General features: G+C 63.1%; 15 protein-coding genes. 11 read left to right on the top strand and 4 right to left on the bottom strand.

The genetic code is table 11. The features are described 5' to 3' along the window. Positions 1–123: 123 nt before the first annotated feature. Complete coding sequence (gene glnA, locus KI242_RS01990) at positions 124–1530, bottom strand: glutamate--ammonia ligase (protein ID WP_011058761.1); 1407 nt, start codon at positions 1528–1530, stop codon at positions 124–126. A 331-nt stretch (positions 1531–1861) separates the two neighbouring features. Between glnA and thiI the strand changes: the two genes are divergently transcribed. Further along, a complete protein-coding gene (thiI, locus tag KI242_RS01995) occupies positions 1862–3316 on the top strand; it encodes a tRNA uracil 4-sulfurtransferase ThiI (RefSeq protein WP_011058762.1) in 1455 nt (484 codons plus the stop codon). 138 nt (positions 3317–3454) lie between these two features. Continuing rightward, positions 3455–5275 carry a translational GTPase TypA gene (gene typA, locus KI242_RS02000; RefSeq protein WP_019093868.1) on the top strand — a complete coding sequence of 607 codons (1821 nt, stop codon included), beginning with the start codon at positions 3455–3457 and terminating at the stop codon, positions 5273–5275. A 269-nt stretch (positions 5276–5544) separates the two neighbouring features. Here typA and KI242_RS02005 read toward each other — a convergent pair whose 3' ends face one another. Continuing rightward, the gene (locus KI242_RS02005) at positions 5545–5985 is read right to left on the bottom strand and encodes a YkgJ family cysteine cluster protein (protein WP_026020056.1); all 441 of its coding nucleotides are present in this window, start codon (positions 5983–5985) and stop codon (positions 5545–5547) included. A 269-nt stretch (positions 5986–6254) separates the two neighbouring features. On the opposite strand from KI242_RS02005, the gene KI242_RS02010 reads away from it, so the two are divergent. The 5 genes from KI242_RS02010 (at position 6255) to KI242_RS02030 (ending at position 15716) form a co-directional block, all read left to right on the top strand. Further along, positions 6255–8705, top strand: coding sequence for a glycogen/starch/alpha-glucan phosphorylase (locus KI242_RS02010; RefSeq protein ID WP_212805872.1), 2451 nt, complete (start codon positions 6255–6257; stop codon positions 8703–8705). A gap of 205 nt (positions 8706–8910) precedes the next feature. Further along, on the top strand, positions 8911–12543 hold the full coding sequence (locus KI242_RS02015) for a DUF2339 domain-containing protein (protein ID WP_212805873.1): 3633 nt from the start codon (positions 8911–8913) through the stop codon (positions 12541–12543). After that, a complete protein-coding gene (locus tag KI242_RS02020; RefSeq protein ID WP_015633843.1) occupies positions 12540–13913 on the top strand; it encodes a DUF3999 domain-containing protein in 1374 nt (457 codons plus the stop codon). The genes KI242_RS02015 and KI242_RS02020 overlap by 4 nt, the downstream gene beginning before the upstream one ends. A 186-nt stretch (positions 13914–14099) precedes the next feature. After that, positions 14100–15110 (top strand): class 1 fructose-bisphosphatase, encoded by a 1011-nt coding sequence (locus KI242_RS02025; RefSeq protein WP_011058768.1) that lies wholly within the window; start codon positions 14100–14102, stop codon positions 15108–15110. Positions 15111–15113: 3 nt separating this feature from the next. Further along, positions 15114–15716 (top strand): DUF924 family protein, encoded by a 603-nt coding sequence (locus tag KI242_RS02030; RefSeq protein WP_011058769.1) that lies wholly within the window; start codon positions 15114–15116, stop codon positions 15714–15716. 36 nt (positions 15717–15752) lie between these two features. Here the strand turns inward: KI242_RS02030 and KI242_RS02035 are convergent, their stop codons facing one another. After that, complete coding sequence (locus tag KI242_RS02035; RefSeq protein WP_197731926.1) at positions 15753–17645, bottom strand: methyl-accepting chemotaxis protein; 1893 nt, start codon at positions 17643–17645, stop codon at positions 15753–15755. 282 nt (positions 17646–17927) lie between these two features. Between KI242_RS02035 and KI242_RS02040 the strand changes: the two genes are divergently transcribed. Continuing rightward, a complete protein-coding gene (locus tag KI242_RS02040; RefSeq protein ID WP_011058771.1) occupies positions 17928–18182 on the top strand; it encodes a hypothetical protein in 255 nt (84 codons plus the stop codon). A 35-nt stretch (positions 18183–18217) separates the two neighbouring features. After that, positions 18218–18787 (top strand): lipocalin family protein, encoded by a 570-nt coding sequence (locus KI242_RS02045; RefSeq protein WP_011058772.1) that lies wholly within the window; start codon positions 18218–18220, stop codon positions 18785–18787. Positions 18788–18868: 81 nt separating this feature from the next. Here the strand turns inward: KI242_RS02045 and KI242_RS02050 are convergent, their stop codons facing one another. Then, on the bottom strand, positions 18869–20233 hold the full coding sequence (locus KI242_RS02050; RefSeq protein ID WP_011058773.1) for a formimidoylglutamate deiminase: 1365 nt from the start codon (positions 20231–20233) through the stop codon (positions 18869–18871). 107 nt (positions 20234–20340) lie between these two features. Between KI242_RS02050 and hutC the strand changes: the two genes are divergently transcribed. Both hutC and KI242_RS02060 read left to right on the top strand, forming a co-directional pair. Next, positions 20341–21090 (top strand): histidine utilization repressor, encoded by a 750-nt coding sequence (hutC, locus tag KI242_RS02055; RefSeq protein ID WP_011058774.1) that lies wholly within the window; start codon positions 20341–20343, stop codon positions 21088–21090. Then, positions 21087–21659, top strand: a complete 573-nt coding sequence (locus KI242_RS02060; RefSeq protein WP_011058775.1) for a HutD family protein — start codon at positions 21087–21089, stop codon at positions 21657–21659. The genes hutC and KI242_RS02060 overlap by 4 nt, the downstream gene beginning before the upstream one ends. Positions 21660–21757 lie beyond the last annotated feature (98 nt).

The following is a 21757-nucleotide window of genomic DNA, read 5'->3' on the forward strand; positions in this document are numbered from 1 at the left end:
TGCTGAGGGGGAGACGGCGCCCATGATGCACGCAACCACCCCGGGCAGGGCAAATGCGCGGGCATAAAAAAGGCCTCCCGAAGGAGGCCCCTTGATCACGCGGCTTGCGCCGGCGTTACCGGATCAGCAGCTGTAGTACAGCTCGTATTCCAGTGGGTGTACGAAGGTACGTACCTTGATTTCTTCTTCGCTTTTCAGGGCGATGTAGGCGTCGATGAAGTCGTCGCTGAAAACGCCGCCTTTGGTCAGGAACGCACGACCTTTGTCCAGCTCTTCCAGGGCTTCCTTCAGGCTGCCGCAAACTTGTGGGATCTCTTTGGCCTCTTCAGGCGGCAGGTCGTACAGGTTTTTGTCAGCAGCGTCGCCAGGGTGGATCTTGTTCTGGATGCCGTCCAGGCCGGCCATCAGCAGGGCAGCGAAGGCCAGGTACGGGTTGGCAGCCGGGTCCGGGAAACGGGCTTCGATACGGCGGGCCTTAGGGCTCGACACGTAAGGAATACGGATCGAAGCGGAGCGGTTGCGCGCCGAGTAGGCCAGCATGACCGGGGCTTCGAAGCCTGGCACCAGACGCTTGTAGGAGTTGGTCGCCGGGTTGGTGAAGCCGTTCAGGGCCTTACCGTGCTTGATGATGCCGCCGATGAAGTACAGGGCGGTATCGGACAGGCCGGCATAGCCTTCACCTGCGAAGGTGTTCTTGCCGTCTTTCCAGATCGACATGTGGACGTGCATGCCCGAGCCGTTGTCGCCGTACAGAGGCTTGGGCATGAAGGTGGCAGTGCGGCCGTAGGCGTCAGCCACGTTGTGCACCACGTACTTCAGGGTCTGGGTTTCGTCGGCCTTCTTCACCAGGGTGTTGAACTTGACGCCGATTTCGTTCTGGCCGGCAGTCGCCACTTCGTGGTGGTGAACTTCGACGGTCAGGCCCATTTCTTCCAGTGCGTTGCACATGGAGGTACGGATTTCGTGGTCGTGGTCGAACGGTGGAACCGGGAAGTAGCCGCCCTTGACGCCTGGACGGTGGCCCTTGTTACCGCCTTCGATGTCCTGGTCGGACATCCACGAACCTTGTTCGGAGTAGATCTTGAACATGGAGCCGGAGATGTCGGACTTGAATTTCACCTGGTCGAAGATGAAGAACTCTGGCTCTGGGCCGGCGAATACGGTGTCGCCGATACCAGTGGCTTTCAGGTGCTCTTCGGCGCGCTTGGCGATGGCACGTGGGTCACGATCGTAACCCTGCATGCTCGAAGGCTCGATGATGTCGCACACCAGGATCAGGGTCGGTTCTTCGGTGAACGGGTCCAGTACGGCGGTTTCGTCGTCCGGCATCAGGATCATGTCGGAGGCTTCGATGCCTTTCCAGCCAGCGATGGAGGAGCCGTCGAACATCTTGCCAGCTTCGAAGAAGTCTTCATCCAGCGCATCACGAGCCGGCATGGTCACGTGATGTTGAGTGCCCTTGGTGTCAGTGAAGCGCAGATCAATCCATTTGACGTCATGATCTTTGATGAGTTGAACCGACTTCGACATAGTGTCCTCCGGGTGGCTTCGGGCTTGGTGTTGGAGTGCCCTTAGAATGTGGGTGATGCCGGCGCGAATACTCTGCCATGGCAACCTGCCTCACAAGGGAGCAAATTGCATGCCAGTGCCCCGAGATGGGTTTTCTGCCCCAAAATCACGCTTTCTGCGACGTATTGGGTTGAATGCCGGCATTCGGCGCACTGCAATGTAGCGTCTTTACCAATAAATGACCCGTTTTGGTGCATCGAAAACCTTCTGCACATAAACTGGTTAAACCTTGAGCAATTTCCGCTATAATCCGCGCCCCCCTTTTTCGGCTGGCCCAGCGCGCGCTGTTTTCATGAAACTAATCGTTAAAGTTTTCCCGGAAATCACCATCAAGAGCCGCCCGGTTCGGACGCGTTTCATCCGTCAGTTGGCGAAGAACATCCGTGCCGTGCTCCGCGACCTAGACCCGGCCGTGGTGGTCAATGGTGTGTGGGACAACCTCGAGCTGGAAACCGCCGTCAGCGAGCCCAAGGCCCTGAAGGACATGACCGAGCGCCTGAGCTGCATGCCCGGCATCGCGCATTTCCTGCAGGTCGACGAGTACCCTCTGGGCGACTTCGACGACATCGTCGCCAAGTGCAAGCAGCACTTTGGCGAAGCCCTCCCGGGGAAGGTTTTTGCCGTGCGCTGCAAGCGTGCCGGCAAGCATGAATTCAGCTCCATGGACGTGGAAAAATACGTCGGCAGCCAACTGCGTCGGCAGTGCGGCGCCGCCGGAATTTCCCTGAAAGAGCCTGAAATCGAAGTGCGGATGGAAATTCGCGACCAACGGTTGTTCGTGATCCACAGCCAGCACAACGGCATCGGCGGCTACCCGCTGGGCGCCCTGGAACAGACCCTGGTCCTGATGTCCGGCGGTTTCGATTCCACGGTGGCGGCCTACCAGATCATGCGCCGCGGCCTGATGGGGCATTTCTGCTTCTTCAACCTGGGCGGGCGTGCCCATGAACTGGGCGTGATGGAAGTCGCGCACTATATATGGAAGAAGTACGGCAGCTCCCAGCGCGTGCTGTTCGTCAGCGTGCCGTTCGAGGAAGTGCTCGGGGAAATCCTCGGCAAAGTCGACAACAGTCATATGGGCGTCATTTTGAAGCGTATGATGTTGCGTGCCGCGTCGAGCATCGCCGACCGCCTGCACATCGATGCGCTGGTGACCGGCGAGGCGATTTCCCAGGTGTCCAGCCAGACCCTGCCGAACCTGTCGGTGATCGACTGCGTGACCGAGAAACTGGTACTGCGCCCCCTGATCGCCAGCCACAAGCAGGACATCATCGACCTGGCCGTGGAGATCGGCACCGCCGACTTCGCCAAGCACATGCCGGAGTACTGCGGGGTCATCTCGGTGAACCCCAAGACCCATGCCAAGCGCCATCGCGTCGAGCATGAAGAGAAAGAATTCGATATGGCGGTGCTCGAGCGTGCGATCGAGCGGGCCAAACTGGTGCCGATCGATCGGGTGATCGACGAGTTGGGCCAGGATGTACAGATTGAAGAAGTCAGTGAGGCGCTGGCCGGTCAGATCGTCATCGACATCCGTCATCCGGATGCCGAGGAAGACCAGCCGCTGGAGCTCGCAGGCATCGAAGTAAAAGCGCTGCCGTTCTATGCATTGAACGCCCGCTTCAAGGAACTGGACCCTACGCGCCAGTACCTGCTGTATTGCGACAAAGGCGTCATGAGTCGCCTGCATGCTCACCATCTGCTCAGTGAGGGACATGCCAATGTGCGCGTTTATAGACCGAGCTAAGTGCCCGGGGATGTTCGCCTGTGGCTTGCGTCACCGGCCCCCGACGCCGCCGTCCAGCTGTAACGGCCAGGCCTGAATCTATTGTTAATCGCTGCCAGCATTTGTCAGCACACCGAATCCTCTGATCGAGATACACAAGTGATCGAAAATCTACGCAACATCGCCATCATTGCCCACGTTGACCATGGTAAGACCACCCTGGTAGACAAACTCCTGCGTCAATCCGGCACCCTGGAGCGCAACGAGCTCAACGACGAGCGCGTGATGGACTCCAACGACCAGGAAAAAGAGCGCGGCATTACCATCCTGGCGAAAAACACCGCCATCAACTGGAACGGCTACCACATCAACATCGTGGACACCCCGGGCCACGCCGACTTCGGCGGCGAAGTTGAGCGCGTAATGTCCATGGTCGACTCCGTGCTGCTGCTGGTCGACGCTCAAGACGGCCCTATGCCGCAAACCCGTTTCGTGACCAAGAAGGCTTTCGAAGCCGGCCTGCGTCCGATCGTCGTGATCAACAAGGTTGACCGTCCGGGCGCGCGTCCTGACTGGGTTCTGGACCAGATCTTCGACCTGTTCGACAACCTCGGTGCCACCGAAGAACAGCTGGACTTCAAAGTCGTCTACGCCTCGGCCCTGAACGGCATTGCCGGTCTGGACCACACCGAAATGGCCGAAGACATGACCCCGCTGTACCAGTCGATCGTCGACAACGTGCCAGCGCCAAGCGTTGACCGTGACGGTCCGTTCCAGATGCAGATCTCCGCTCTGGACTACAACAGCTTCCTGGGTGTGATCGGCGTTGGCCGTATCGCTCGCGGTCGCGTCAAGCCCAACACCCCGGTAGTGGCCATCGACGTCGACGGCAAGCGCCGCAACGGTCGTATCCTCAAGCTGATGGGCCACCACGGTCTGCACCGCGTAGACGTTGAAGAAGCCGCTGCCGGCGACATCGTCTGCATCAGCGGTTTCGACGAGCTGTTCATCTCCGACACCCTGTGCGACCCGACCGCTGTTGAAGCGATGAAGCCGCTGACCGTCGACGAGCCAACCGTTTCCATGACCTTCCAGGTCAACGACTCGCCATTCTGCGGTAAAGAAGGCAAGTTCGTGACCTCCCGTAACATCAAGGAGCGTCTGGACAAGGAGCTGCTGTACAACGTTGCTCTGCGTGTCGAAGAAGGCGACTCGGCCGACAAGTTCAAGGTTTCCGGCCGTGGTGAGCTGCACCTGTCGGTACTGATCGAAACCATGCGTCGCGAAGGTTTCGAAATGGGCGTTGGCCGTCCTGAAGTGATCATCCGTGAAGTTGACGGCGTGAAGCAGGAACCGTTCGAAAACGTCACCATCGACATCCCTGAAGATTCCCAGGGCAAGGTCATGGAAGAAATGGGCCTGCGTAAGGGCGACCTGAGCAACATGGTTCCGGATGGCAAGGGCCGTGTACGCCTGGAATACAACATTCCAGCCCGTGGTCTGATCGGTTTCCGTAACCAGTTCCTGACCCTGACCAACGGTGCAGGCATCCTGACCTCGATCTTCGATCGCTACGCTCCGATGAAGTCCGGCCACATGTCCGGCCGTCAGAACGGCGTACTGGTATCGGTAGAAACCGGCAAGGCCCTGACCTACTCCCTGGAAACCCTGCAGGCGCGCGGCAAGCTGTTCGTCGAGCACGGCCAGGAAATCTACAACGGTCAGATCGTTGGTCTGAACAGCCGTGACAACGACCTGGGTGTGAACCCAACCAAAGGCAAGAAGCTCGACAACATGCGTGCTTCGGGCAAGGACGAAACCATCGCCCTGGTTCCACCGGTCCGTTTCACCCTGGAACAGGCTCTGGAATTCATCCAGGACGACGAGCTGTGCGAAGTGACGCCTAAGTCCATCCGTCTTCGCAAGAAGATCCTGGACGAAGGCGAGCGTACTCGCGCTGCCAAGAAAGCCAAGAACTGAGTCTTTAGTTCCGGCTGAATGAAAACGCCCCCGGCCTTGCGGCCGGGGGCGTTTTTTTTGATCTGTGAAAAAGCTCGGGTCCTGTCGCCACTGCCGAGCCTGCGAGGCTGCGCTCGACCGCGTAGCGGTCCTAAAGCGGTGTATCTGAAACTCTGCAGTAGCCTGTACTGCGGCGGCTTTGCAGCCGTTCGCAGCCTCGCCAAGGCTCGGCTGCGGCTACAGGGCGGCAGGGTTACATGGGGAACGGGGTTGCAGGCGCAGGCCGGGGCTCAGAAACGTTCCAGGGTCCGGCTGCTGGTATTGGTCGGGCGCACCTGGGGCTTGGGCTTGTAAGCGCAGTAACCCGGGCGCGGGCCGATCTTCGGATGGTTGCGGCAGGTGTCCGGGCGCTTGTCATAAATGGTGCACAGGCGGCTTTTACGATCCAGATACAGGCAGTCGTTGTTGCTCATGCGCTGCAGGGTGAAGATTTCCGACTTCTGGTTGTAGCGCTCGACGATGCCTTCCTTCTGCAGGCGCTTGGCGATGTTCTTCGCCGGCTCGCCGCGTTCGAATTCATCGACGATGCCGATGCGGATCAGGTCCTTGATCTTCACTTCCACCGGCAGTGTGCAGCAGCTGGACATGCAGGAGCCGCACATGGGGGCGGTGTACTTGGCCCAGGTATCGAGACGATCGATTTCCGCGGCGGCGATCAGGTTGGACTTCATCAAGGTCATTTCCGGCAGGTGTTCCAGGGCGCGCGATCATACCGGGACTGGTGGATTTTTGAACGACTTTAGGTCGGATTTTTCTTCATGTGGCGCCGAACAATACCTGGCGGCACGGCAACTGCATCCTTTTCTCCCGCTGGCGCAGAAGACTCCCTGTTTAGCCGAGCCATTTGAAATAGCGCCGAACCAGAGCCTTCGCCTCGTGTCAGACCGACTAGGCTCAGACAATTCCATGCTCACTGTGTATCTCGTCAGAGGTCGTATCGATGACTCAGGAACCCCTTGTTCGCGACGCTGAGGTGGCCGCTTTTCGCGAAGCCGTCTTGACCAAGCTCACCTACGCGGTAGGCAAAGACCCGGATCACGCCTTCGACCACGACTGGTTCGAAGCCATTGCCCTGGCCGCGCGGGACCACATGGTCGACCACTGGATGGATCACACGCGGCAGATCTACCGCAAGGGCCAGAAGCGGGTGTACTACCTGTCCCTGGAGTTCCTTATCGGCCGCCTGCTGTTCGACAGCCTGAGCAACCTCGGGCTGCTGGAGGTGGCCCGCGAGGCCCTCACCGACCTGGGCGTGGACCTGGAGCGCATCCGCCTGCTGGAGCCCGATGCGGCCTTGGGCAACGGTGGCCTGGGGCGCCTGGCGGCGTGCTTCATGGAAAGCATGTCGACCCTGGGCATCGCCGGCCACGGCTACGGCATCCGCTACGAACACGGGCTGTTCCGCCAGGCCATCGTCGATGGCTGGCAGCAGGAGCAGACCGAGCACTGGCTGGATTTCGGCAACCCCTGGGAGTTCGAGCGCCCCGAGGTGATCTACTCCATCGGCTTTGGCGGCAGTGTCGACACCGTGACCGACGAGGCGGGCAACACCCGGCAGGTCTGGTGGCCGGCGGAAACGGTGCGCGCGGTGGCCTACGACACCCCGGTGGTGGGCTGGCGCGGGGCCAGCGTCAACACCTTGCGCCTGTGGCGGGCACGGGCCATGGAAGACCTGCACCTGGAGCGCTTCAATGCCGGTGACCACCTGGGCGCGGTAGCCGAAGTGGCCCGGGCCGAGAGCATTTCCCGGGTGCTGTACCCGGCCGACAGCACCGAGGCCGGCCAGGAGCTGCGCCTGCGCCAGGAATATTTCTTCGTCTCGGCGTCGCTGCAGGACCTGCTGCGCCGCCACAAGAACATGCACGACTCGGTGCTCAGCCTCGGCGAGCACGCGGCGATCCAGCTCAATGACACCCACCCGTCGATCGCCGTGGCCGAGCTGATGCGCCAACTGGTCGACCTGCACGGCATCGCCTGGGACGCGGCGTGGCAGATCACCGTGGAAACCCTCTCCTACACCAACCACACCTTGCTGCCCGAGGCCCTGGAAACCTGGCCGGTGGGCCTGATGGAGCGCATGCTGCCGCGGCACATGCAGATCATCTACCTGATCAACGCCCAGCACATCGACTCGCTGCGGGCCAAGGGCCTGCACGATTTCGACGTGCTGCGGGCGGTGTCGCTGATCGAGGAAGACAACGGCCGCCGGGTGCGCATGGGCAACCTGGCGTTTCTCGGCTCCCACAGCGTCAACGGCGTGTCCGGGCTGCACACCCAGCTGATGCGCAGCACGGTGTTCTCCGAGCTGCACAAGCTGTACCCCGAGCGCATCAACAACAAGACCAACGGCATCACCTTCCGCCGCTGGCTGTACCAGGCCAACCCGCAACTCACTGAAATGCTGGTGGAGGCCCTGGGCCCCGAGCTGCTGGACAGCCCCGAGGAACTGCTCAGGGGGCTCGAACCCTTTGCCGAGAAACCGGCCTTTCGCAAACAGTTCGCCGAGCAGCGCCTGCACAGCAAGCGCGCCCTCGCGGCGATCATCCATGAGCGCCTGGGAATCGCGATCAACCCGGCGGCAATGTTCGATGTGCAGGTCAAGCGCATCCACGAATACAAGCGCCAGTTGCTCAACCTGTTGCACACCGTGGCGTTGTACCAGGCGATCCGCGCCGAGCCGGAAACCGACTGGGTGCCCCGGGTGAAGATCTTCGCCGGCAAGGCTGCCGCCAGCTATCACCAGGCCAAGCTGATCATCAAGCTGACCAACGACATCGCCCGTACGGTGAACAATGACCCCACGGTGCGCGGCTTGCTCAAGGTGGTGTTCTTGCCCAACTACAACGTCAGCCTGGCGGAAAGCATCATTCCTGCCGCCGACCTGTCGGAGCAGATCTCCACCGCCGGGTTCGAGGCCTCGGGCACCAGCAACATGAAGTTCGGCCTCAATGGCGCGTTGACCATCGGCACCCTGGACGGCGCCAACGTCGAGATGTGCGAGCAGGTCGGCGCGGAGCACATGTTCATCTTCGGCCTCAGTGCCCAGCAGGTGGAGGCGCGCAAACGCAATGGCGAGTTCAGCGCGGTGCCGGACATCGCCGCCTCCCGTCGGCTGAACGATGTGCTGCAGGCGATTCGCGGCGGGGTGTTCTCCCCGGACGATCCGTCGCGCTATACCGCGCTGATCGATTCGCTGATCGATTACGACCGGTTCCTGGTCTGCGCCGATTTCGACGCTTACTGGAACGCCCAGGCTCGGGTCGAGGAGCGCTGGCACGACTCCAAGGAATGGTGGCGTTCGGCGGTGCTCAACACTGCGCGCATGGGCTGGTTCTCTTCGGACCGGACCATCCGTGAATACGCTACGGAGATCTGGAAGGCCCTGGAATGAGGCCCCTGAGAAAATTCTAGAAGTGTGTACAAGGCCCAGCGTTTGTTGGGCCTTGCCGATATACTGGGCAGCGTTTTGCCTCCCCGGCGGTGTCTTTTGTCTGGTGTCCGGCTTCCAAGCGGGGAGGGGCCTTTACCGGTTTACCGGCGCGGGCACCCATACGGTTGCACCCGTCCGTCAATGGACTGCTTAGGGATATCGACACATGCAATGGATATTCATGCTGCTGGGAGGGGGACTGGGCTGGCTCCTTGACGAGTCCTTCAGCGACGCCCTGATTGGCGCGGTCTCGGGCTTGGCCATCGGCCTGGCGATTCGTTCCGACGCCTTGCATCGACAAGTTGTCGACCAGCATCGTGAGCTGGAGAAGGCAAAGAAGGCCCTCGCTACCCTGGGCCAGCGCCTTGCCCTGCTGGAAAGCACCGGCGGCCCCGCTGCCGAGCCCGCCTCAGAACCCCAGGCCAGCGCCCCGCTGGCCGAGGCAGGCAGCAGCATGAGCGCCGCGCCGGAACTTGCAGACCTTCCCGAATTCATTCTTGAGGAAGTCCAGCCCGTGGAGCCGGTGCCGGCTGCCCCCGAGCTGGTCTGGGAGTTGCCCGCGGCAGCGAGCCCTGCCGCCTCCGTGGAGGCCAGCCAGCCGGTGCCGGAGTCGGTGTGGCAACCCCAGCCCCAGGCGCCGGCCCGTGAGTCCGTAGCTGCGCCTCGGGAACCCAACCTGATCGAGCGCGCCCTGAGCGGCGCGCGCAACTGGCTGTTTGGCGGCAACACTGTGCTGCGGGTCGGCGTGGTGCTGTTGTTCCTTGGCCTGGCTTTCCTTCTGCGCTACGCCACCGAAGGCATGGTGGTGCCGCTGGAGCTGCGCTACGCCGGGGTTGCGGCCTGCTCCCTGGGCCTGCTGGGCCTGGGCTGGTGGTTGCGGCGGCGCAACAGCAACTACGCCCTGATGCTCCAGGGCACCGGTATCGCGGTGCTGTACCTGACGGTGTTCGCGGCGATGCGCCTGCATCCGTTGCTCGACCCTTCCGCGGCCCTTGGCCTGTTGGTGGCGGTCACGGTGTTTTCGGCGATCCTGGCCATTACCCAGGACGCCCTCAGTCTGGCGGCCGCTGCAGCCCTGGGCGGCTTTGCCGCACCGATCCTGACGTCCACCGGCGCCGGCAGCCATGTGGCACTGTTCAGTTACTTCGCCCTGCTCAATGCCGGCATCCTGGCCATTGCCTGGTTCAAGGCCTGGCGCCTGCTGAACCTGATCGGCTTTGTCGGCACCTTCGGTATCGGCTTTGCCTGGGGCCTGCGCTCCTACACGCCGGAGCTGCTGTGGAGCACCGAGCCCTTCCTGATCCTGTTCTTTGTCATGTACCTGGCCATCGGCCTGCTGTTCACCCGGCGCAAGCTGCTGGAAATGCCCGACGCACCGGCGGATGACAGCCGCCAGGCGCTGCTGCACTGGTCTGCGCGCAAGGGTGACTACGTCGACGGCAGCATGCTCTTCGGCCCGCCCCTGGTGGGCTTCGGCCTGCAACTGGCGCTGGTCCAGCACCTGGAGTTCGCCGCTTCCTTCAGTGCCCTGGCCCTGGGCCTGACCTACATGGTCCTGGCCCGGCTACTGATGGGCGGCCGCGCCCTGTTGCTGGGTGAAACCTGCCTGGCCTTGGGCGTGATCTTCGCCAGCCTGGCGATCCCTCTAGGCCTGGATGCGCGCTGGACCTGCGCCGCCTGGGCCGTGGAAGGGGCGGGAATCTTCTGGCTCGGCCTGCGCCAGCAACGGCCGCTGGCCCGGGCGTTCGCCCTGCTGCTGCAACTGGGGTCGGCCCTGGCCTTCCTCAGTAAGCTGCAGCCTGGCGCTACCAGCCTGCTGGATGGCGCGCCGCTGGGGGCGTTGCTGCTGGGCGTCGCGCTGCTGTTCAGCTTCGACCAGTTGCGGCGGGTGCGGAAGACCCAGGTAGCGAGCTGGGAGCAGGGCATTGCGCCGATCCTGGCGGTGGCCGGGCTGGCTTTCCTGTACCTGCTGGCGCCGTTGTTCCTGTTCACCCAGGGCACCGCCATCAGCTGGGCGGTGGCCGGGTTGGCGACGCTGTTTGTCGGCCTGCGCCTGCAATCGCGGACGTTCCTGTTCACCGCCTTCGCCGTGCAGCTGTTGGGCGGTGCGCTGTTCCTGATGCGCCTGCAAGGTGCGGACGGTGATGCCGGTGCGGTGTTCAACGCCGGCTGGAGCGGGCTGATGAGCGCTTCGCTGATTGGCCTGGCGCTGATCGGCGGCATGCTCATGGCAGCCCGCAATGACATGGTGCGCAGTGATCCGCGGCTGCTGCGGGGCTTGTCCCTGGTACTGCTGGCCGGCCTGATGATGATCAACCTGGCGGTGCTGTTCGTCCTGCCCTGGAGCACGGCCAGTGGCGTCTGGGCCGCCAGTGGCCTGCTGATCATCTGGCTCAGCCTGTATCTGCAGCAGCGGGCCAGCTTTGTCTTCGGCCTGGTGCTCCAGGTGATTGGCGGCAGCACTTTCCTGCTGGCCGGTTCGGGTTGGTATTTCGTGGCGGCGGACGCTGCGCGGCCTCTGGCCAATGGCGATTTCTGGACGCCGATGGTCCTGGCCCTGGCGGCCCTGGTGGGCGCCTGGCGCCTGCAGCGGGGCAACCATGGTTCGGCCTTCGATACCTTGAGCCTGGGCCATCTGTCCGATCTGTTGCTGGCCTGGGGCGCGTGCTGGTGGGCCTTTACCTGGCTCAAGGAAGTGCTGCGCTTCGCCCCGGCCCATTGGCAGGCCAGCCTGCTGTTGCTGATCAGCGCGGCTAGCGTGTTGCTCTGGGCGCTGCTGGCGGTACGTTTGAAATGGTCGTCCCTGGGCCTGTTGTGCAGCCTGTTGATACCGGCCGCGGGTCTGGTACTGCTGGCTTCCTGGGCTCCGCGCTATCACCCGGCGGCGGATTTCGGCTGGCTGGCCTGGACCCTGTTGTTCGCCGTGCACTTCTTCAGCCTGCGGCGCTTGGCGTCGCAGCTGCCGGCACGGGTGGCGAGCATCGCCCATGTGCTGGGCTGCTGGTTGCTGATCGGCGTGCTGGCGCTGGAGCTGCGTTATGGCCTGCTGCTGTTGTCCGAGCAGTACAACGCCTGGCGCTGGCTGGGCTGGGCGATCCTGCCGAGCCTCTACCTGGTGGCGATGGCCGTGCCGCGCGCCTGGCCGTGGCCGGTTTCTGCCCACTCCCGCGAGTACCGCCTGTATGCCGCGCTGCCCCTGGCGGTGCTGATGCTCGGCTGGTTCTGGCTGGCGAATATCTTCAGCGATGGCCGGGCCGAACCACTGCCTTACCTGCCGCTGCTCAACCCGCTGGAACTGGGGCTGCTGTTCGCGCTGTTCGGCGTCTATGTCTGGTCGCGCAGCGCGGTGCGGGAACTGGCGATCCGTGTCGACTACGCCGAGCGTGCCACGCAACTGGTGGCGGGGCTGTCGCTGTTCGCCTTCTTCACCGTGCTGGTGATGCGGGCGGCCCACCATTGGAGCGGCGTGCCGTTCCAGGCGGATGCGTTGCTGGAATCGATGATGGTCCAGGCCGGGCTGTCCATCGTCTGGACCCTGATTGCCCTGAGCCTGATGATCGGCGGCCACCTGCGTCATCGCCGTGAAGTCTGGCTGATCGGCGCAGTGCTGATTGCCGTGGTGGTGGCCAAGCTGTTCCTGGTGGAGTTGAGCAACCGTGGCGGGCTGGCGCGGATCGTCTCGTTCATCGGGGTGGGAGTATTGCTGCTGGTGGTGGGCTATTTCGCCCCATTGCCGCCCAAGCGCGCCGAGGCGCAAGCCGAGCCCGGCAAACCGTTGAATGAAGGAGTGTCATCGTGAGTGTGAAGCTGAGCCTGGGCTGGTTGGGGGCTGTGGGCCTGTGTGTGGCGTTGTCCGCCGTGGCCCAGGACAAACCGGGGGACTTCAAGTCCCTGGCACCCCTGAGCCTGAGCGGCGAGGGGCCCTGGTATCGCCTGGAATTGCCGTTGGCGGTGCAACTGCACGCCAGCCAGACCGACCTGCGGGATATCCGTGTGTTCAACGCTGCCGGTGAGCCCCAGGCCTATGCCCTGGCGCGCCAGCAGGCGCAGACCACCGAGCAGCACACGCTCAGCGATGTGAAGTGGTTCCCGTTGTACAGCTCGGCAGATGCCGCCGACAGCACCCCCAGCGTGCGGGTGCAATCCACCAGCAATGGCACGCTGGTGGAGGTTCAGCCCTCCACTCAACTGGAGGCCGGCGAGGAGGTCCTGCGTGGCTGGTTGCTGGATGCCAGCGCAATCAAGGCTCCGTTGCAGCAACTGGTGCTGGACTGGACCAGCGAACGCGACGGCTTCCAGCGGTTCAGCATCGAAGCCAGCGACGACCTGCAACACTGGCAGCCCTGGGGCGAAGGCCAGGTGGCGCGCCTGTCGTTCGCCGACGAGCGGGTCGAACAGCATGAAGTGGCCTTGCCCGGGCAGACGGCGCGCTACCTGCGCCTGTTATGGAACGCCCCGCAAACGGCGCCGGTGCTGACTTCGGCGCAATTGCAAAGCAGTACCACCAGCAGCCTGCCCTCGCCGCTGGTGTGGTCGCAGCCCCTGAAGGGCAGCAGTGCCAAGGCCGGCGAGTACACCTGGCAGCTGCCTATGGGTTTGAACCTGGAACGGGTGCGCATTGCCCTGACCCAGGCCAACAGCCTGGCTCCGGCCACGCTTTATGGGCGCCGAGAAAGCAGCCTGCCGTGGCAGCCCCTGGGCAATGGCCTGCTGTACCGCCTGACCCAGAATGGCCAGGACGTGCAGCAGAACGAACTGCAACTGCCGGGGCAGACCGTGCAGCAACTCAGGCTGGTGGTGGATGAGCGTGGTGGCGGCCTGGGCGCCGAGGCCCCGAGCCTGGAGTTCGCCGTGCGTGGCACCCAACTGGTGTTCCTGGCTCGGGGAGCCGGCCCTTACACCCTGGCCCTGGGCAACCCCACCGCGAGCGCGGCCAACCTGCCGCTGGCGACCCTGATCCCCGACTACAGTGCGCAACGCCTCAAGCAGTTGGGCCAGGCCAAGGTCGAGGGTGCGGCGCAGCTGGCCTCGGCCACTGTCGCTCCTGCCGCTGCCGTGGCGGCAGGCGGGCCGGACTGGAAGAAGATCGGCCTGTGGGCCGTATTGCTTCTCGGGGTGCTGGCCCTGGCCGGCATGGCCTTCAGCATGTTGCGCAAACCCGCGGCCTGAGGCGGGCAGGTGTGGCGAGGGACCAAGCTCCCTCGCCACCAAGGTCCATCGTGCCCGGGGTTTTTGACTACGCTGAAACCGGCGCCTGAACTCTAACTGGCGGTTCCCTGTCTGAGAGGAGGAAATGCGCCTCGACTCGCGTTAAACTGCGCGGGTTTTTAGCCCCCCATTCCTCCGGAGCCTTCCATGTCCCGCGTTACCCTGAGTCGCTATTTGATTGAGCAGACCCGCAGCAACAACACTCCTGCCGATCTGCGCTTCCTGATCGAAGTGGTGGCGCGTGCTTGCAAGGAGATCAGCCACGCCGTTTCCAAGGGCGCCCTGGGCGGTGTCCTGGGCAGCATGGGCACGGAAAACGTGCAGGGCGAAGTGCAGAAGAAGCTCGACGTGATCTCCAACGAGATCCTGCTCGAAGCCAACGAATGGGGCGGCCACCTGGCCGGCATGGCGTCCGAGGAAATGGACAATGCCTACCAGATCCCGGGCAAGTACCCCAAAGGCGCCTACCTGCTGGTATTCGACCCGCTGGACGGCTCCTCGAACATCGATATCAACGCACCGGTCGGCACCATTTTCTCGGTACTGCGCTGCCCGAACGAGTACCTGAGCCAGAACGAAGCCCTGAATGAAAAGGCCTTCCTGCAGCCGGGCACCCAGCAGGTCGCTGCCGGTTACGCCATCTACGGCCCGCAGACCATGCTGGTGCTGACCCTGGGCGACGGCGTCAAAGGCTTCACCCTGGACCGCGAAATGGGCAGCTTCGTCCTGACCCACGAAGACATCAAGATTCCGGAGTCCACCCAGGAATTCGCCATCAACATGTCCAACGAGCGTCACTGGGAAGCCCCGGTCAAGCGCTACGTGGAAGAACTGCTGGCGGGCGACACCGGCCCGCTGAAAAAGAACTACAACATGCGCTGGGTCGCGGCGATGGTGGCTGACGTGCACCGTATCCTGACCCGGGGCGGTCTGTTCATGTACCCACGTGACAGCCGCGAGCCGGAAAAACCGGGCAAGCTGCGCCTGATGTACGAAGCCAACCCGATGTCGTTCCTGGTGGAACAGGCCGGCGGCGCGTCCACCGATGGTCACAAGCGCATTCTCGACATTCAGCCTGAAGGCCTGCACCAGCGTGTGGCGGTGTTCCTCGGCTCGAAGGAAGAAGTGGCCCGCGTGACCGGCTACCACAAGGAATAAATCATGAGCGCGCCCTGGCAGCCTCTGCTTGATTGGTGGTTCGGTTCAGCCGAAAAGCCGGCGGAGATTGTCGCTGCCAAGGGCCGGTTGTGGTTCGGCAAGCGCGACAGCCAGGACCTCGAAGCGCGTCAGCGTTTCGCCGGCCTGGTGGAGCAGGCCCTGGCTGGCGGTTTGACCGAATGGGCGCAAAGCCCCCAAGGTTGGCTGGCCATGGTGCTGTTGCTCGACCAACTGCCACGGATGATCTATCGCGACACTCCCAAGGCATTTGCCGGCGACCTGCGTGCCCAGGCACTGGTGGCCCAGGGTATCGCCGCGGATTTTGACCGGCGCCTGCCGGCCATGCAGCGCTGCTTCATCTACCTGGTGTTCGAGCACTGCGAAAACCTGGCGGTGCAGAACGAGAGCGTTTCACGCTTTACCGCCCTGCACGATGAACAGCCAGCGGACGAGCGTGCAGTGTTTGCCGACAACCTGGACTACGCCGAACGGCACCAGAAAGTCATTGCCCGCTTTGGGCGCTTCCCCCATCGCAATGCCATCCTGGGCCGCGAATCCACGGCCGAGGAACTGGCTTTCCTGCGCGAGCCCGGTTCGCGTTTTTAAGGGCGCTTTCGCCGGCAAGCCGGCGAAGCTGTTCCTTTAAATACGGAAACTGCCCACCAGATGCTGCAGGCGCTTGGCCTGCTGCTCCAGGTCGGCGCAGGCGCGCAAGGTGGCCTGGAGGTTTTCCACGCCTTCCTGGTTGAGGGTGTTGATCTCGGTGATGTCGACGTTGATCGACTCCACCACGGCGGTCTGCTCCTCGGTGGCGGTGGCCACCGACTGGTTCATGCCGTCGATCTCGCCGATGCGCTGGGTCACGCTGCCCAGGCGCTCGCCGGCCTGGTTGGCAATGCCCACGCTGTTCTCGCTCTCGCGCTGGCTTTCGGTCATGGTGCCCACCGCTTCACGGGCGCCTACCTGCAGTTCCTCGATCATCTTCTGCACTTGCTGCGCCGAATCCTGGGTGCGGTGGGCGAGGTTGCGCACCTCGTCCGCTACCACTGCGAAGCCGCGCCCGGCTTCACCGGCGCGGGCGGCTTCGATGGCGGCGTTGAGGGCCAGCAGGTTGGTCTGCTGGGAGATGCTGGTGATCACTTCCAGAATTTGCCCGATGTTCACCGTGCTGCTGTTGAGGGTTTCGATGTTGTCGCAGGAACTGCTGATCTTGGCCGACAGCTGGTGCATCGCGGCGATGGTCTTGTCCACTACCTGCTGGCCGTCTTCCGCCAGGCTGCGGGCGTCGCTGGAGTGCTGCGAGGCCAGGGCTGCGTTCTGGGCGATTTCCTGGGCGGCGGCGCCCAGCTGGTTGATGGCTGCGGCCACGCTGCTGGTGCGCGAGGCCTGCTGGTCGGAGTTGAACATCGACGAATTGGAGGCAGCCACGACCCGCAGGGCCACTTCGTTGACCTGGCCGGTGGCCGAGGACACTTCGCGGATCGAGCTGTGGATGCGTTCGACGAAACGGTTGAACGACACTCCCAGGGTGCCGAATTCGTCGTGGCCGTGGATCACCAGGCGTTTGGTCAGGTCGCCTTCACCTTCGGCGATATCGTGCATGGCCCGGCCCATCAGGTGCAGGGGCTGCATCAGCATGCGGATCAGCATGCCCAGCAGGCTGATGATGATCACCACGGCAATGGCCATGGCGATGATGGCCGAGGTGCGGAACTCGCTGAGCATGGCGAAGGCGGTGTCCTGGTCCAGGACCAGGGCCACGTACCAATCGGCCGAGGGCACGCCATTGACGTGGGTGAAGGAAATGAACTGGGTCTTGCCGCCCTGCTGTACTTCTTTCAGGCCCGGGCTGACGTTCGGCGCTGCGTTGGGGTAGGCCTCGCTCAGGTTCTTGAGCACCAGCTTGCTGTCAGGGTGGATGAGGATCTTGCCCTCGGCACTGACGATGAAGGCATGGCCGTGACCGCCGAAGTTCAGTGAGTTGATGATGGCGCTGACGCTCGACAGGTCGATGTCGGCACCGGCCACACCGATCATCTGGTTCTGGTGCTGTACCGGGGTGGCGACGGTGATCACCAGCTTGCCCGACGAGGCGGCGATGTAGGGTTCGGTGACGATGGTCCGCTGGGCGCCGGTGGCTGCCTTGTACCAGCCGCGGGCACGGGGGTCGTAATCGGCGGCGCGGTTGCCGGCCGGTACCGAGAACATCACGCCGTCCTGGCCCCCGAAGTAGCTGAGCTGGAAGTTGCCGGTGTAGGCGGGCAGGCCGACGCTGCGTTTCAGGCTATCGGCGCCGCTGCCGTCCACGGCGATCTGCTGGGCCAGGGTTTGCAGGAGCTGGATGCGGCTCTCCAGCCAGGTCTGGATGTTGCTGGTGGTCAGGCTGCCCAGTTCCTGCATCGAGGCTTCGGTGCTGCTGCGCAGGGCCTCTCGCTGTCGATAGTCGTTGAACAGAATAAAACAGGCGAACGCAACGGCAACCACAAGGGCGGCGGCGAGCAGGATCTTGTGGCTGAACTTCATATTTCTGGTCATTAAATGAACTACCGCGAGGGGCTGGTCAACGAGGGGCGTCAATTTGCCACAGTGGAGGGCTTTGCGCTGCATCTTATGTCGACTGGCCACCACTGAAAATGAGGGGCAGATACACAAAGCCGACGAACTGTCAGGTGCGGCAAAAAGGTCCTTGATTTACGAGGCAATTGCCCGGTTTGCCAGGCAAGAAATACCCGTCTCCCCGGGGAACCAGAAGGGGGTTTTCTCTTCTAAGCTTCTGGTTGGCTGACAGGCCTTCCCCCTTTTGTTCAGGAGTTCACCATGTCCCTGCGTTCTCTCGCTCTGTTGTCGTTCTGCGTGCTGCTGGCCGCGTGCAGCAAGGTCAATCAGGAAAACTATTCCAAGCTGTCGGCGGGTATGCCCAAGGCCGAGGTCGAACAACTCCTGGGCAAGCCGACTGACTGTTCGGGCGCGCTGGGCATGTCCAGCTGCACCTGGGGTGACAAGAACAGCTTTATCAGCGTGCAGTACGCCGGTGACAAGGTTCTGATGTTTTCCGGGCAAGGCCTGAAGTAAAAAAACCGGGGCTTCGGGCCCACGGGAGAAAAATAATGATGCGTTTTGCTGTCACTCTTCTGGTCGGCCTGCTCTTGGCCGGCTGCGCCACGTCCCGGGACGATTCGCTGGCGCCCAAGACCGTCAACCACGTCGATCTCAAGCGTTATCAGGGCACCTGGTACGAGCTGGCGCGGTTGCCCATGTACTTCCAGCGCAACTGTGCGCAATCCGAGGCTCGCTATACCCTGCTGCCGGAGGGCAACGTGGCGGTGCTCAATCGCTGCCTGACGCCGGAATGGAAATGGGAAGAGGCCCGTGGTACGGCCACGCCTCAAGTGCCGGGCAAGACCGACAAGCTGTGGGTGGAGTTCGATAACTGGTTCTCGCGGCTGCTGCCGGGCGCTACCAAGGGCGACTACTGGGTGTTGTACGTCAGTGATGACTACAAGACCGCGATTGTCGGCAACCCGAACCGCCGTTACCTGTGGCTGCTGTCGCGGACCAAGGAGGTCAACGAAACGGTGCGCGAGGAACTGCTGAGCAAGGCTCGCCAGCAGGGGTATGACACCACGCGGCTGATCTGGCGGGTGTCGGACTCGGCCATGGCCAAGACCTCGAAATAAGCTCATCCGCAGGAGCCGGCTGGCCGGCGAAGGCGCTCGTGAGAATGCTTTCGCCGGCCAGCCGGCTCCTACAGGTCGGGGTTAGTTGAGCAGGTCACGCAGGACCTGGGTGAAGGCCCGGCTGCTGTCTTCTTCGGCGGCGTGACGCCCGTCGCGCACGACCCACTGCCCACCCACCATCACATCGCGCACCTGACGGTCGCCGCCGGCGAACAGCCAGCGGTTGAGAATCCCGTCGCCGTCGGCGGTGGCCAGGTAGGGGTCGTTGCCATCCAGCACCAGCCAGTCGGCGCGGGTACCCACGGCCAGGGCGCCAATGCCTTGTCCCAGGGCCTGGGCCCCGCCATCCAGCGCGGCGTCGTACAGGGTCCGGCCGACCATGGGCTGGTCGGCGCGGTACAGGCGGTTGCGGCGCTGGTCCCGCAGGCGCTGGCCGTACTCCAGCCAGCGCAGTTCTTCCACCACGCTCAAGGACACATGGCTGTCGGAGCCGATGCCCAGGCGCCCGCCCTGGGCCAGGAAGTCCACCGCCGGGAAAATACCGTCGCCCAGGTTGGCCTCGGTGGTCAGGCACAGGCCGGCGATGGCCCGGCTTCTGGCCATGAGGCTGACTTCCTCGGGGTTGGCGTGGGTGGCGTGGACCAGGCACCAGCGCTGATCCACCGCGACGTTTTCATACAGCCACTGCAATGGACGCCGGCCGCTCCAGCTCAGGCAGTCGTCGACTTCCTTCTGCTGCTCGGCGATGTGGATATGCACCGGGCAATGGCGATCACTGGCAGCCAGCACTTCGCTGATCTGCTGTGGCGTGACCGCTCGCAACGAGTGAAAGCACAGGCCCAGTTGCTGGTTGGCCTGCTGCGCCAGCAGCGGCTGCAAGTGCTGTTGCAGCTTGAGGTAGTTTTCGGTGCTGTTGATGAAGCGGCGCTGGCCGTCATTCGGTGCCTGGCCACCAAAGCCTGCGTGGCTGTAGAGCACTGGCAGCAGGGTCAGGCCGATACCGCTGCCGGCGGCGGCCTGGCTGATGCGGCGGGACAGTTCGGCGGGGTCGGCGTAGGGCTTGCCGTCGCTGTCGTGATGCACGTAGTGGAATTCAGCTACCGAGGTGTAGCCGGCCTTGAGCATTTCGATATACAGCTGCCGGGCGATGACTTCCAACTGCTCGGGATTGATCTTGCCCACCAGGCGGTACATCAGGTCGCGCCAGGTCCAGAAGCTGTCATTGGGGTTGCCGGCCACTTCCGCCAGCCCGGCCATGGCCCGCTGGAATGCATGGGAGTGCAGGTTGGGCATGCCCGGCAGCAGCGGGCCCTTGAGCCGTTCCGCGCCGTCTGCGCTGGCGTTGGCCTGGATCTGTGTCAGTTGGCCGTTAGCGCTGACTTCAAGGCGTACATGGTTGGCCCAGCCATCAGGCAGCAGTGCACGTTCGGCGAAAAAGGCGGACATGGTTCAAGCACCCTATCGTTTGTTATTTGTATATACATATACAGACGTTTGCCTGCCCGGTAAACTCCGGCAAGCTAGCCACCTTTATCGATCAACAAGGATTTCCTGTGCCGACTCCGCCTGCCAAATCGCCGCTGGCTGCCCACTTGGGCGATAGTCCGGCGCCCTTGTACGCCCGCGTCAAACAGATGATCACCCAGCAGATCGAGAGCGGAAACTGGCCGCCGCACTACCGTGTTCCCTCGGAAAGCGAGCTGGTCAATCAGCTGGGTTTCAGCCGCATGACCATCAACCGCGCGCTGCGCGAGATGACGGCCGAAGGCATGCTGGTGCGGATGCAGGGCGTGGGCACGTTCGTCGCCGAACCCAAGAGCCAGTCCGCCCTGTTCGAAGTGCACAACATTGCCGACGAGATCGCGTCCCGTGGTCATCGCCACACCTGCCAGGTGATCACCCTGGGCGAGGAGGCCGCCGGTTCCGAGCGTGCCCTGGCCCTGGACATGCGTGAAGGGCAGAAGGTCTTCCACTCGCTGATCGTGCATTTCGAGAACGACATCCCGGTGCAGATCGAGGACCGTTTCGTCAACGCCCTGGTGGCGCCGGAGTACCTCAAGCAGGACTTCACCCTGCAGACTCCCTACGCCTATCTGTCCCAGGTCGCGCCCCTGACCGAGGGCGAGCATGTGGTGGAGGCGATTCTCGCCGAAGCCGAAGAATGCCGGCTGCTGCAGATCGAGCGGGGCGAGCCTTGCCTGCTGATTCGCCGTCGCACCTGGTCCGGGCGCCAGCCGGTGACCGCCGCGCGGCTGATCCACCCCGGTTCCCGTCATCGTCTGGAAGGGCGCTTTCACAAATGATCCAGCTCACCCATCTGCGTGCCGCCGACTACCCACGCATGCCCTGGAAAAACGGTGGAGGCAGCACCGAAGAGATTGCCCGGGATACCGGTGACGGCCTGGACGGTTTCGGCTGGCGCCTGTCGATTGCCGATATCGCCGAGTCCGGCGGGTTTTCCAGTTTTGCCGGTTACCAGCGGGTCATCACCGTGCTCCAGGGGGCGGGCATGCAACTGACCATCGATGGCGAGGATGTGCGGCCGCTGTTGCCTCTGGACGCCTTTGCCTTCAGCGGCGCCAGCCAGGTCGATTGCACACTGCTGGAGGGGGCGATTCGCGACTTCAACCTGATCTATTGCCCACAGCGCTACGTCGCCCGTTTGCAGTGGCTCGATGGCCAGCAGCGGTTTTTCACCCAGGCGCACACCTTGTTGCTGTTCAGCGCTGCCGAGCAAGCCTGGGTGGATACCGGTAGCGCACCGGTGCAAGCACTGGGGCGTTATGACTGCCTGCGCCTGGAAGGCAATCGCGGGCTGCTGGAAGTCGCCCTGGACGGGCTGTGCTGCGTGATCGAACTCACCGCCCGCTGATTCATCACATCTTGCCGCAGGCCGGGATACGGCCTGCGGATGCTGCAAACCTCCTTTCTTTATTCGTGCTTGGTTGCCCTTGGCTTCGTGCGGGGTCC

It is taken from the genome of Pseudomonas sp. Eqa60 (assembly GCF_018326405.1).
Taxonomy (GTDB): domain Bacteria; phylum Pseudomonadota; class Gammaproteobacteria; order Pseudomonadales; family Pseudomonadaceae; genus Aquipseudomonas; species Aquipseudomonas protegens.

Bases quoted from the DNA above. Each gene is read 5' to 3' on its own strand.
- KI242_RS02010 (WP_212805872.1), top strand. From the start codon at position 6,255: ATGACTCAGGAACCCCTTGTTCGCGACGCTGAGGTGGCCGCTTTTCGC.
- KI242_RS02045 (WP_011058772.1), top strand. From the start codon at position 18,218: ATGATGCGTTTTGCTGTCACTCTTCTGGTCGGCCTGCTCTTGGCCGGC.
- KI242_RS02025 (WP_011058768.1), top strand. From the start codon at position 14,100: ATGTCCCGCGTTACCCTGAGTCGCTATTTGATTGAGCAGACCCGCAGC.
- KI242_RS02015 (WP_212805873.1), top strand. From the start codon at position 8,911: ATGCAATGGATATTCATGCTGCTGGGAGGGGGACTGGGCTGGCTCCTT.
- KI242_RS02050 (WP_011058773.1), bottom strand. From the start codon at position 20,233: ATGTCCGCCTTTTTCGCCGAACGTGCACTGCTGCCTGATGGCTGGGCC.
- KI242_RS02005 (WP_026020056.1), bottom strand. From the start codon at position 5,985: ATGAAGTCCAACCTGATCGCCGCCGCGGAAATCGATCGTCTCGATACC.
- glnA (WP_011058761.1), bottom strand. From the start codon at position 1,530: ATGTCGAAGTCGGTTCAACTCATCAAAGATCATGACGTCAAATGGATT.
- KI242_RS02040 (WP_011058771.1), top strand. From the start codon at position 17,928: ATGTCCCTGCGTTCTCTCGCTCTGTTGTCGTTCTGCGTGCTGCTGGCC.
- KI242_RS02035 (WP_197731926.1), bottom strand. From the start codon at position 17,645: ATGACCAGAAATATGAAGTTCAGCCACAAGATCCTGCTCGCCGCCGCC.
- thiI (WP_011058762.1), top strand. From the start codon at position 1,862: ATGAAACTAATCGTTAAAGTTTTCCCGGAAATCACCATCAAGAGCCGC.
- KI242_RS02060 (WP_011058775.1), top strand. From the start codon at position 21,087: ATGATCCAGCTCACCCATCTGCGTGCCGCCGACTACCCACGCATGCCC.
- KI242_RS02030 (WP_011058769.1), top strand. From the start codon at position 15,114: ATGAGCGCGCCCTGGCAGCCTCTGCTTGATTGGTGGTTCGGTTCAGCC.